The following is an 11,685-nucleotide window of genomic DNA, read 5'->3' as shown; positions in this document are numbered from 1 at the left end:
CAAATCCGCCTAACCGAAGGACCTAACCCGTGGAATTGTCACGCCGTCATCTAGGCAAGCTCGCCGTGGCGACCGGAACCGCCGCAGTCGTCGGTACTGCGATAGCGCGCTCCTCCGACGCCGCTGCGACCTGGAAAGCCACCGGGACCGCAGTACCGGCGCTTGCTGGTTTCGACAACCAACTGAAGATGTTCATGCAGGCTCGCGGGATCACGGCCGGGCAGGTCGCGGTCACCTACAAGGGCCGGCTCGTACTGGCTCGCGGGTACAGCACGGAGAGCACGCTGGCGGTCCAGCCCACCTCGCTGTTCCGGGTCGCGAGCGTGTCGAAGACGATCACCGGTGCCGCGATCACCAAGCTGGTGCAGGACGGCAAGCTGAGCCTGTCGACCCCGGTGACCTCGATCCTGAACATCACCCCCGCGACCGGTCTGACCAGGGACTCGCGCTGGTCGTCGATCACGATGTGGCGGCTGCTGCAGCACCTCGGGGGCTTCGATCGCAATGTCTCCGGCGACCCGAACTTCAAGGACGCCACCATCTCCAGGACCCTCGGCGTGCCGATGGAGCTGAAGCACGCCGACGTGATCAAGTACATGGCTGGGCAGAAGCTCGACTTCGCTCCGGGCTCCAAGTACGCGTACTCCAACTTCGGCTATCTGCTGGCCGGCCGGGTGATCGAGAAGGTCAGTGGCCTGAGCTACGCCAACTACGTGCAGCAGAAGTTGCTCACGCCGCTGAAGATCAAGCGAATGGCGCTGGGCTGGACCATCGCCAAGCACACCGGCGAGACGTCGTACGACTCGCAGTACTCCGGTCCGACCGTGCTGGACGGCACGGGCAAGACCGTCGCCGCGCCGTACGGGTCCTTCAGCATGCGGACCCAGGACGCCAATGGCGGCTGGATCGCGAGCGCGCCTGACCTGGTCCGCTGGGCGAAGATGTTCGACGCGCCGTCGACCGTGCTCAACAGCACGTCGCTGGGCCGGATCTGGGCCAAGCCCTCGACCGGCCTCAGTGCCGACGGTTCGTACTACGGCCTCGGTTGGCAGATCCGCCCGACCACCAGCGGCACCGGCCGGAACACCTGGCACACGGGCAGCATGCCGGGCACCTACTCCCTACTCGTCCGGACCTCCTCCGGGATGAGCTGGGCCGCCGTCTTCAACCGCCGCGACGACGCCAGCGGCAAGTCGTACGGCGACATCGACGCCGCCCTGTGGACAGCCGCCAACGGCGTAAAAACCTGGCCGACGCACGACCTGTTCCCCCAGTACTTCGCCTAACCCCCACCCTGCCTCACCGAAGCGCTTCACCTCCCCCCGGTGGGGTTCACCTCCGCCGAAGCGCTTCACCCCTGCCGGTGGGGTTCACCTCCGCCGGTGGGGTTCACCCCCGCTCGAGTGGTTCGCCCACTCGCAGACCAGGGGGCGAACCCCGGTACAGGGGGTGAAGCCCTCGCATGCGGGGTGGAGACCGCAGTACTTCGGTTGGCCCACTCGTAGCACCTCGGGCTCACCAGGTACGGCGCGTCGATGGGGTGTCGGCCGGGTGGGGTGGATTTTGGCCGAGGCTGGGGAGGAAGTTCGCCCGGATCGGGGGCAGAATCCACCCCAAGTCCCCTCGAAACCCGGCCAAGGTACCGAGCCATCGAAGGGCCCGGACGAGAAGCGATGTGGAGTGGGCCGGAACGGCGGGTGGCTCTGCCCAGCTGACCGGCGTACGTGGTGCCCTCCCCCGCTGAGCCCGCTCCGGAGGGTTCACCGTCCCTCCGGTGGGGTTCACCGTCCCTCCGGTGGGGTTCACCGTCCCTCCGGTGGGGTTCACCTCCGCCGGTGGGGTTCACCCCTGCTCGAGGGCTTCGCCCATTCGCAGACCAGGGGGCGAACCCCGGTACAGGGGGTGGAGCCCCATAGGCGGGGTGGAGACCGCAGTGCTTCAGCTAGAACATCAGGGCGCGGAAGTGGGGGTCGGTGGTGCTGTCTTTGCCTGCCATCGCGGTGAAGACAGCACGTACTGCGTCGATTGCGTCGTCGCCGTGGGACTTGCGGAGTTTGCGTTCGTAGGACTGGTGGAAGCGTCTCGCCGCGGCCAGGGCTGCCTGGCCGCGTTCGGAGAGGTGGATCAGGCGGGCCCGGCCGTCGGTGGGGTCGGGGTGGCGTTCGACGTAGCCGCGGCGTTCCATGTCGTCGACGATCTGGGCCGCGCCCTGTTTGGTGATGTCCAGCCGGATCGCGAGGGTGCTGATCGTCGCTGGTGCCCGGCCGAGGGTTCGCAGCACGAAGCCGTCGGAGCGGCCCTGGTCGTCGAAGCCCTGGGCCGCGGTCGTCGCGCGCAGTTCGCGGACGAACTCCTGCTCCGCGAGCAGCAGCAGGATGCCGAAATCGGGCTTGCCATTCGTCGTCATGTCACCCATGATAGACAAGCCAAGTTGAACAAGTCAGCTTGTCTAATTCCTGACAGGGGGACAGATGCCGATCATCCGCGCGGCCGAAGCGCCGCAGTTCGATCTTCCGGGTGCGCAGTTCACCGTGCTGGCCGCGCCCAGCCTGGGCTCCGAAGGGCTGTGCACCTGGCGGCTGCGGCTGGCCGCAGGCCCTCGCGACGATGCGCCGCACACGCTGGACCGCGACGAGATCTTCATGGTCCTGTCCGGCACCGTGCAGATCACACCGGGCGGCGAGAAGCTCGGCGCCGGCGATGCGGCCGTAGTACCGGCGGGAGAGCCGATCCAGGTTCGTAACCTCGGTGACAGCGACGCTGAGATCCACGTCGCCATCACTGCGGGCTTCACCGGCACCATGGCCGACGGGACCACGGTGCAGCCGCCCTGGGCCAAGTAGCCAACAAGCAGTAGTAGGTCAGCAGCGGCGGATGGGAGCGCTGTAGGTGGTGTTGCTCGGGTTGGCGACGTAGTAGTCGGTCACCCAGCTCCCATCGGTCAGCCGGTCCCAGACGGCCGTAGTACCGACTGTCGACCCGGCTCGCTGGCAAGTCACCCATGCCAGCGAGCCGATCGGCAGAAGACCTGGGTAGGCGCTGTACGACGTACCGGGACCGCGGCGCCTGGACAGGTTGTCGATCGTCGTTTGGTACGGGTAGCTGCAACCCGGGATCGGTGCGCTGTAGCCGGTCTTGTTGGGTGTGCGGACGTAGTAGTCCGTGACGTAGGTGCCGTCGATCAGCTTGTTCCACACTGTGGTGGTGCCGATCTTCGGGCCGTACGTCTGGCAAACGATGCGGATGCCGGCGTTCCGGGCGATCGTCGCCCGTCTCGGGTAGGCGGTGGAGGGGCCGCTGTAGCTGTAGATGGTCGTCCTGACCGTGTAGGTGTACCAAACCGAAGCGACCGGTGCGTCGAAGCGGTCGTTGTCGATGTTCAGCGTTTCGCCGCCGTAGGTTTCGTTGTGATCACCCCGGTACTGCTTGGCCCGCTGGCCCACGGCCCAGTAGCGATCGGAGATCGCCGGCCAGCCGGTCAGCGCGGAGTTCCGGTCCCAGAAGGCGATCCACACCGCGTCCGGGCGCGCGTACGCCGTCGAGTTGTAGACCTCTGCCAAGTGGCGAGCGCCGGAATCCCGGTGGGCGTACACCGCTGAGATGTAGCCGCGTCGGTGCAGCTCCTTCGTCCAGGACGACAAGTACCGCAGTACTGTCGCCCGGCAGGTCGCATCGGTTGCGTTGTAGTGCTCCATGTCGCCGTAGATCGCACTGCCCGGCAGTAGCCCGATCGCTGCGGCCTTGGCGACCGCATCTGCCGCCTGGCTCGTCCCCTGTGTTGCAGCGGACGGTGTAGTCATCTTCACCGCGTTGGCACGTGTTGTGCAGGGCGCCTGATAGCCCATGTAGATAGGGATGAGCCGCCACCCCATCCGCGTCACACTGCTCACCCAGCTGCCCGTCAGCTGCGGCTGCGTGCAACCACGGTTCACGCCGCCGAAGTAGATCCCGACCGCCTTGTACGGTGACGCTTTCCACGCCGCCATCTGCGCGACCGTCGGCGCAGTACAGGTGTCGAACGCCAACCCTGTGAACCTCGTCGCCGTCGCACTCGCCGGATACCCCACCGATGTCGCCGGCTCAGCTGCTGCCGGTACCACCATCCCCAGCGCCAGCCCGCCACACAGCAACGCGACAATCAACCGCAAACGCCTCATGAAGACCACCCCCTAGCAGTACACGCCTCCAAGAGGCGCCCTGCAATGCCTAGCGGAGTAGGGATGCAGCTCCGAGACGGTTCTGGCGGTCCTTGGCGACGACGCGGAGCTCGAGCTTGCCGGCCGGCAGCTTCGAGAAGACGCGGTACGGCGGGGCGTCGTCGGTGCCGAGGACGGTCCACTTCTGCTGGCCCGGCACGCGCAGCGCGAACGTCGCCTGCGCATAGGAGACGCCAGAGACGGTCGAGACGAGCTCCGTGCGGCCGTCCTGGGTCGTGTTGTCGCCCAGCGCGAGTGTCGGCTTCGGGGCGGCCGGGTCGGCCGGCAGCGCGCTCCGGCTGCGATAGACGCCTGCACTCAATGGCGGCAAGGTGAGCTTGAGCGTGTCGTCGGTGCTCGTCACCTGCGTGACACCAGCCGTCTGCAAGGCCGGACGGATCCGCTCGTACTGCGTACCTGACGCGCCAATCGGTACGTCGACGGTCTGCGCCGAGTTGGACGCATTGGCGACCACCAGGAACTCGCGACCCGTCGTAGGGTCGATCCGGCTGAAGGCGATCACGTCGCCGGAGGCGAGCCGCAGTACCTGGTTGCCGCGCTTCCAGACCGGGTCAGCGGCAGTGAAGCCGGCCAATGACCGCAGCTGGCGATAGAGCGGATGTGTGGGGTCGAAGTTGTCGTCGGCGGGCGTCTTGTCGGTGCCGACCTGGTCCTGCGTCTTGTGGGCGGCCACCTGCGTCGGGAACATGTCCTGCCGCGTCTCGGCGTCGCCACCCGTGCCGATGAAGCCCTGCTCGTCGCCGTTGTAGATCACCGGGTTGCCGCGCCACAGGAAGAGCAACTCGTTGCCCAGCTTCACCCTGGCCAGTAACTCCTGCTCGCTGATGTCGGGGTGATCCTGCTTCAGCATCATCGACAGCCGGCCCATGTCGTGATTGCCGACGAAGGTAGTCAGCGAGTACGCATTCGAGTCCGCGTCCGTGTAGAGGTCGTCGGACTCGAGCACCTGGCCGAGCAGCGACGAGCCCTTGCCGGACACGAAGTCCCGGGCCGCGCCCTGGAACGGGAAGTCCAGCACCGACTGCATCTTCGCCGCGGTGCTGTAGTGCGAGGTCAGCTCCGGATCACCGCTGTAGACCTCGCCGAAGATGAAGAAGTCCTTCTTGCCACGAGCAACGGCATGAGCCCGTACGCCGGGCGCGAACGCCTGCCAGAACTCGTCGTTCACGTGCTTGGCGGTGTCGATCCGGTAGCCGTCGATGTTCAGCTGGTCGATCCAGGACGAGTAGATCTGCTCCATCCCGGCGACCACGCGCGGGTGCTCGGTCATCAGGTCGTCCAAGCCGAAGAAGTCGCCGTACAGCAACTGCTCGCCCTCGTAGACGGTCGCGTCGCCGCGGTTGTGGTAGAGCGTCGGATCGTTCAGCCAGGCCGGCTTCTTCAGTTGCGCCGCCTCAGGAGCCAGGATCGGCTTGTACGGAAAGGATTTGTCGACAGAGAGCTTCGGGAAGTCCGGCCGCCCGGCCATCGCCTCGATGTCGAAGACCTTGCCATTGGCATCCTTGTAAGGGGCTTCCTGCAACGATTTGTACGGGTGCTCGCCGGCGAAGGTGATCACGTCCGCCGTGTACTGCGCGGTGATGTCGAAGAACACCTTGATGCCCCGCGCATGCGCCTTGTCGACCAGCGCGCGCATCTCCTGCGCGGTACCGAAGTGCGGGTCGAAGCTGGTGAAGTCGATGATCGCATACCCGTGGTACGCCGCGAACGCGCCCGCCGGCCCGAGGTCGACCACCCAGCGGTTGCGGAACGGCGGGTTCACCCAGAGCGCCTTCACCCCGAGGCCGGCCAGGTAGTCCACCTTCGACGAGAGCCCGGCCAGGTCGCCGCCGTGGAAGAACTGCTTGTCCGTCGGGTCGAACCCGTTCTGCAGCCGCGTCCCGGAGTCCAGCCCGCCACGGTCGTTGCGCTGGTCGCCGTTCGCGTAGCGATCGATCATCGTCATGTAGAACGGGACGCCGGTCAGGTCCGAGCGCAGCGAGTCCCGCGCCAACGCGGCGTCACCCGGGTCGGCCGCAGTCGCCGTACCGGCAAGCCCTAGCGCGAGCGTACTAGCGGTGAGCAACGAGACGACTACAGAGCGCTTCACGCGAGCAGGCTATCCCGGCTCGGGACCATCGTCCGGCAAGATGGCCTCCACCGGACAGCATTGGAGGATCGATGGACCCCACGATCGTCGACCGCGAGGCCCAGCCGTACGTCGCGCTGCGCGGCAAGATCGCGATGAACGAGATCGCCGAATTCGCCCGGCGGACGCCGGACCTGTTCGGCTGGCTCGCCGCGCGCACCATCGACCCGGTCGGTGAGGTGTTCTTCAAGTACGACGTCGTCGACATGGAGCACGGGCTGGTCCTGGAGATCGGTGTCCCGGTCGAGGAGCGGCAGCACGGTGAGGGCGAGATCGTCGCCGGAGTACTCCCGGCCGGTCGCTACGCCAGCGTGACCCACATCGGTCACCCGGACAAGCTGGTCGACGCCACCCGCGATCTGCTCGCCTGGGGCGCCGAGCAAGGACTCGTTTGGGACAGCGATGGCGACAAGTGGGGTTGCCGCCTCGAGGTCTACAAGTCGGACGTCGACGAAGACATGGACAACTGGGAGACCGAACTGCTCTTCCGGCTCCGCGGCTGATCGCGTTGCCGACGATCCTGGCCGGGGTGAGCCGGCTCGATCCTGAGCGGGTCCGGCATGTCGCCTCGCCGCTGATCGAGCTCGGATGCGCTCTCCACGTCCTCGCCGAACCTCGGCATCACGGTCGCACCGAGTGGGCCGAGCAGGTCCCCGCAGTACTCCGGAAGGACCTCGCGGCCTGGGCCTGGACGGTCCGTGCGGTGCGGGCCCGCTTCTTCGCGACCAGTACGGCGACCGGCGTGCCGGCCTTCTCCGACGAGCTCGCGGCGCTGCGATCACGCCCGCCCGAGGACCTTGCCGCGGAGTTGGTTCGCCCGCTGCGTGGCCGTCCGCTGAGCACCCGGACGACCGACGCCGACGCAGTACGGCGCTGGGCCCGGAGCCGGGGGCCGTCGATCGCGGCTCTGGTGGAGAGGCTGCTGACGGATCCGGCCGAGCCCGTCGCAGAGTTTCTCGACCTGCTCGACTTGTGCTGGCACGGGTGGTTCGGTGAGGTTTGGGCCGAGTCGCGGGATCAGCTGGCGGCGCGAGGCAGGCAGGATCGGGATCTGGGCGTGCGCGACGGGCTGAGCGCGATGCTGCGGTCGCTGGACGCGTCGATCGAAGTACGCGATCCGGACGGCATGGTCGTGCAGAAGGTCCAGAACAAGCGCATCGACGTGGCTCAGCACTCGCTCCTGCTGGTGCCCAGCAACTTCATCGCTCCCCACCTGTTCCTCGGCGAGGTGCCCGGCGAGCCGCTGACCATCATCTATCCGGCCGGCGGTCGCGGGCAGGCCGCAGTACCGACTGCGCAGGCGATTCGCCATCGGCTGGAGGCGCTGGCTGTGCCCGATCGGTTGCAGGTCTGCCGCGCCGTCGCGAGCGAGTCGAGGACCGCGGGGGAGATCGCGACGATCTGGAACCTCAACCCGACGCAGGTCACCCGGCATCTGCGCGCACTGACCAGAGCCGGGCTGGTGACGGCCGAGCGCCAGGGCAGGTTCGTCGCCTACCGGCTGGACGAAACCGCGATGCGCAGCATCGGCACAGATCTGCTCGACCTCGTGATGCGCTGACGATTTCCGTCAATCCAACGGCCGCCGGGCCGGCCTGGCTGTTGGCTGGTGATCATGAGCCTTCCGCCGCCGGTCCGCCGCCTGGTCGCCGCGACCCTGGTCAACACCTTCGGCAACGGGGTGTACGCCGCCGTCGGCGCGCTTTATCTGACTCGGGTGGCAGGTCTATCCGTTGGGCAAGTCGGTATCGGCCTGACGGTCGCCGGTCTGGTCGGCCTGATCGCGAGTACGCCGCTGGGCGTCGCCGCCGACCGCCTCGGGCCCAAGCGCGCGTACATCGTGTTCCTCCTGCTGCAGGCGATCACGATGAGCGCACTGACCCAGGTCCGTTCCTTTCCCCTGTACGTCGGTATCGCGGCCCTGACCGCGATCGCGGACTCGGGCCAGCGCGGCGCGAAAGGCGCTCTGATCGCCGGCCTGGCTCCGCCCGATCAGCGGGTCCGCACCCGGGCGATCCTGCGGGTGACGACGAACATCGGGATGGGCGTCGGGATGGGCCTGGCCGGGATCGTGCTCGCCGTCGACAGGGCCGAGGTCTACGTGATCGCCCTGCTCGCCAACGCGGCGACGTACCTGGTCACGGCCGCGGTGGTGCGATGGGGCATGCCGAGGCTGGCTCCGGTGCCGTCGGCAACGGGTCCGTCGGGGTTCACCGCGCTGAAGGACCGGCCGTTCCTGGTCTTCGTCGCGCTCGACGGCCTGCTCAGCATGCACAACTCGATGGCCCAGGTGGCGATCCCGCTGTGGGTGGCGACCGCGACCGACGCGCCGACCTGGTTGATCTCGGTGCTGCTGGTGACGAACTCGGTGGCCGTCATCCTGCTGCAGCTCAGAGTTGCCCGAGGCACCGAACACCTGGCTGGCGCCGCCCGGGCGGGCCGTCGAGCCGGACTCCTGCTCGCGCTGGCCTGCGCGGTCCTGGCGGTGACCGATGTGACGTCGGGTGCGGTGACGATCGCCCTGCTCCTGGTGGCCGCGGTGGTTCACGTCCTGGGGGAGATGTTGCAGTCGGCCGGCGGATGGGGGATCAGCTTCGAGCTGGCGCCGGCTGGCGCGCAAGGCCAGTACCAGGGAGCCTACGCAATGGGACATCAGGTCGGCGATCTGATCGCGCCGTTCGTGCTGACCGTGGTCGCAGTCAGCTGGGGCTGGCCGGGATGGTTGCTCACTGCCACCATCTTCCTGCTCGCCGGAGCCTTCATCCCCGTCGTCGTCCGACGGGCGGAGTCAGGCCGCGACCGGCTGGAGCAGGTCGCGGAGCTGGCGAGCGGCCGAGAACCCGGCCCGGTTGCCGCCGATAGTGCTCGCTGAAGGGCCGTAGCCGACCAAATGGACCCGGGGCTCGAGGACCGTGTGCGTGCCGTCCATCCGGATGCCGCCGGAGGGTTCGCGCAGATGGAGCGGTGCGAGATGACCAAGGTCGGCCCGGAAGCCCGTCGCCCACAAGATGGCGTCGACCTGCTGCTTGCGCCCGTTCGCCCACTCGACGCCAGCAGGCGTGATCCGCTCGAACATCGGCAGCCGGGTGTAGACGCCCTTCCGGTACGCCGCCTGCTCCTGTTCGCGCAACTGCAGGCCCGTGACTGCTACTACGCTCTTGGGTGGTAGCCCGGCCCGGACGCGTTCCTCCACCTTGGCGATGATCTGGCGGCCGATCTCCGGCCCGAACTCCTCACCCGGCGTACGCCACTCCGGTGGCCGTCGGGTCACCCACGTCGTTTCGGCGTACTCGGAGATCTCGGCGAGGAGTTGGACGGCGGAGGCGCCGCCGCCGACCACGAGCACGTGCTGGCCGGTGAAGTCCCGCGGGCCGTTGTAGTCGGCCGTGTGCAGTTGCTTGCCCTTGAACGTCTCGATGCCGGGATACCAAGGGATGAAGGGACGGTTCCAGGTGCCGGTCGCGTTGACGATCGCCTCGGCCTGGTAGCTGTCGTGATCGGTGGTCAGCTCGAAGAGTTCGCCGTCGTGCCGCACTCTCTCCACGACCACCGGCCGGAGTACTGGAAGCTCATATGTTGTTTCGTAGTGTGCGAAATATTGCGGGACAAATACGTTGGCCCGCTCATCACCGGCACTGTCCGGTACTGCGACGCCCGGCAGGTTGGAGACGCCGTGCACGTCGTGCATGGTGAGCGAGTCCCAGCGATGCTGCCAGGCGCCACCCGGTGCCGGGTTGCGGTCGAGCACCACGACCCCGTCGTACCGGCTGAATCCCATCCTGACCAGGTGATACGCCGCCGACAGTCCGGCCTGCCCAGCCCCGATCACTGCCACCTGGGTGCTCTTCACACCCAGTGCAACACCTCAGGCAGGCACGGATCTTCCCCGGATCACTCCCAGCTGTTGTCGATGCGCTTGTGGTAGCGCTGCCCGGCCTTGCCGCCGATCATCGCGGCCAGCAGGCTGACCACCAAGACGGCGGCCGCGAGGATCAGACTGCCCGCGGTCAGGGTCTCGTCGGAGATCGGGATCGCCGGCAGGTCGACCCGGTCGAACACGTCGTACTGCGACCCGGCGAGCGCGCCGATCCCGGCGACGATCAGGGTCACGATCAGGCCGATGGCCCAGACGCCGATGCCCTGCCGCGCGCCGTCGAAGCGCGCGAGCCGGCCGGCGACGTACCCGCCGTTGTAGTAGGCGATCGCCATCATCACCACCAGGACGGCGCCGGAGACGATGCCGATGGTGCCGGCGTTGGCCTCGGCCGCCGAGCGGTCGATGGTGATCGCGTAGTCGACCGCGGCGGCGATCGCGCTGATCACTCCGGTCAGCAGCACTGTCAGGCCGATCGCGATCAACCAGCCGTAGAACGCGGCTCCGGACTTGAAGCCCCGGTAGGCCGGGTTGACCTCGGCCGCCGTGGACGTCTTGATGTCGGCCCGATGGGTCGCGGGGGTCCGCTCCTCCACCACCGGGTCCTCGCTGACCTGCCTGGACGGGGTGAACCGCTGGGTGTCAGAGTCGTCCCGGTATTGCTGAACCATGTCGCCGTCTCCTTACATAGACAGCCCCGTGCTCCCTCCCTCGTACCCGTCGTTATGCGCCTTAATCGAGCAGACTGTCGATCTTGTCGTGGTAGCGCTGGCCCGTTTTGCCGCCGAGCAATGCAGCGAGTAGCGGGAACATCAGCAGCGCGGCCGCGGTGATGAGCCCGCCGGTCAGCAGGACGTCGTTGCTGAGCGGTACGTCGGGGCGGTCGACCCGGCCGGTCAGGTCGTACTGGCTGTTCAGGAAGGCGCCGACGGTCGCCGCGAACACGATCAGTAAGAACGTGATCATCCAGACGCCGAAACCCTGCCGGACGCCGTCGAAGCGCGCGAGCCGGCCGGCGACGTACCCGCCGGTGTAGAAGGCGAGACTGAGCATCAGCACGAAGACGGCTGCCGCGGCGATGGCCGTAGTACCGGCCTGGCCCTCGGCGTCGGCTCTGGTGTAGTCCAGAACGTAGGTGGTACCGGCTGTCGCGCCGGTGACGATTGCGCTGAGTAGCACGACCATGGAGCCCATGATCAGCCAGCCGAAGAACGCCGCGCCGAACTTGAAGCCGCGGTAGGACAGGCGCTCGGGGTCGGTCGGCTCGGGTGGCAGCGGTTTGTCGGGGATCAACGTGACGTTGGTCATCGCTCGGTGAGCGGCCGCCCGTGCCTCCTCGTAACGCTGGGTCGCCGAATCGTTCCCGGGCTTGGTCAAGGTGATGGTGTCGCCGTTATCCACTGCCGTTTCTCCTCACAGTCCGCCCTGCGGCGGGGTCCCTACCCGGAAGGTGGGCGGCTCATGCC

The 11,685-nt window shown here is 67.5% G+C and carries 11 protein-coding genes; 5 read left to right on the top strand and 6 right to left on the bottom strand.

Translation table 11 applies throughout. The features are described 5' to 3' along the window. The first annotated feature begins 29 nt into the window (after window positions 1-29). Window positions 30-1,286 (top strand): serine hydrolase domain-containing protein, encoded by a 1,257-nt coding sequence (locus A3ES_RS0109225; RefSeq protein WP_026162704.1) that lies wholly within the window; start codon window positions 30-32, stop codon window positions 1,284-1,286. A 656-nt stretch (window positions 1,287-1,942) separates the two neighbouring features. Here A3ES_RS0109225 and A3ES_RS0109220 read toward each other — a convergent pair. Then, window positions 1,943-2,407 carry a MarR family winged helix-turn-helix transcriptional regulator gene (locus A3ES_RS0109220; RefSeq protein ID WP_040454270.1) on the bottom strand — a complete coding sequence of 155 codons (465 nt, stop codon included), beginning with the start codon at window positions 2,405-2,407 and terminating at the stop codon, window positions 1,943-1,945. Between the two features lie 64 nt (window positions 2,408-2,471). On the opposite strand from A3ES_RS0109220, the gene A3ES_RS0109215 reads away from it, so the two are divergent. After that, window positions 2,472-2,843 (top strand): cupin domain-containing protein, encoded by a 372-nt coding sequence (locus tag A3ES_RS0109215; protein ID WP_020386510.1) that lies wholly within the window; start codon window positions 2,472-2,474, stop codon window positions 2,841-2,843. Window positions 2,844-2,861: 18 nt separating this feature from the next. Here A3ES_RS0109215 and A3ES_RS0109210 read toward each other — a convergent pair whose 3' ends face one another. Both A3ES_RS0109210 and A3ES_RS46700 read right to left on the bottom strand, forming a co-directional pair. Continuing rightward, on the bottom strand, window positions 2,862-4,157 hold the full coding sequence (locus tag A3ES_RS0109210; protein ID WP_063745931.1) for a glycoside hydrolase domain-containing protein: 1,296 nt from the start codon (window positions 4,155-4,157) through the stop codon (window positions 2,862-2,864). 49 nt (window positions 4,158-4,206) lie between these two features. Next, window positions 4,207-6,306: an alpha-amylase family glycosyl hydrolase gene (locus tag A3ES_RS46700; protein WP_020386508.1), complete on the bottom strand. Its 2,100-nt coding sequence runs from the start codon at window positions 6,304-6,306 to the stop codon at window positions 4,207-4,209. A 71-nt stretch (window positions 6,307-6,377) separates the two neighbouring features. Here A3ES_RS46700 and A3ES_RS0109200 point away from each other — a divergent pair, with 71 nt between their 5' ends. From A3ES_RS0109200 to A3ES_RS0109190, 3 genes are read left to right on the top strand one after another with little or no spacing between them, the layout of a single operon-like run. Next, complete coding sequence (locus A3ES_RS0109200) at window positions 6,378-6,848, top strand: GyrI-like domain-containing protein (protein ID WP_020386507.1); 471 nt, start codon at window positions 6,378-6,380, stop codon at window positions 6,846-6,848. Between the two features lie 26 nt (window positions 6,849-6,874). Beyond that, window positions 6,875-7,906, top strand: a complete 1,032-nt coding sequence (locus A3ES_RS0109195; RefSeq protein ID WP_237744891.1) for an ArsR/SmtB family transcription factor — start codon at window positions 6,875-6,877, stop codon at window positions 7,904-7,906. Between the two features lie 54 nt (window positions 7,907-7,960). Beyond that, window positions 7,961-9,217 carry an MFS transporter gene (locus A3ES_RS0109190; RefSeq protein ID WP_020386505.1) on the top strand — a complete coding sequence of 419 codons (1,257 nt, stop codon included), beginning with the start codon at window positions 7,961-7,963 and terminating at the stop codon, window positions 9,215-9,217. Here the strand turns inward: A3ES_RS0109190 and A3ES_RS0109185 are convergent. The 3 genes from A3ES_RS0109185 to A3ES_RS0109175 form a co-directional block, all read right to left on the bottom strand. Next, complete coding sequence (locus A3ES_RS0109185) at window positions 9,134-10,195, bottom strand: FAD-dependent oxidoreductase (RefSeq protein WP_020386504.1); 1,062 nt, start codon at window positions 10,193-10,195, stop codon at window positions 9,134-9,136. The two genes, A3ES_RS0109190 and A3ES_RS0109185, sit on opposite strands and share 84 nt — an antisense overlap. Window positions 10,196-10,236: 41 nt before the next feature. Then, a complete protein-coding gene (locus A3ES_RS0109180) occupies window positions 10,237-10,890 on the bottom strand; it encodes a hypothetical protein (RefSeq protein WP_020386503.1) in 654 nt (217 codons plus the stop codon). A gap of 61 nt (window positions 10,891-10,951) precedes the next feature. Continuing rightward, window positions 10,952-11,620 carry a hypothetical protein gene (locus A3ES_RS0109175; RefSeq protein WP_020386502.1) on the bottom strand — a complete coding sequence of 223 codons (669 nt, stop codon included), beginning with the start codon at window positions 11,618-11,620 and terminating at the stop codon, window positions 10,952-10,954. Window positions 11,621-11,685 lie beyond the last annotated feature (65 nt).

It is taken from the genome of Kribbella catacumbae DSM 19601 (genome assembly GCF_000372465.1).
Taxonomy (GTDB): Bacteria; Actinomycetota; Actinomycetes; order Propionibacteriales; family Kribbellaceae; genus Kribbella; species Kribbella catacumbae.
The sequence above is the reverse complement of the archived record's forward strand: the minus strand, read 5'-3'. Positions and strand labels throughout refer to the sequence as shown.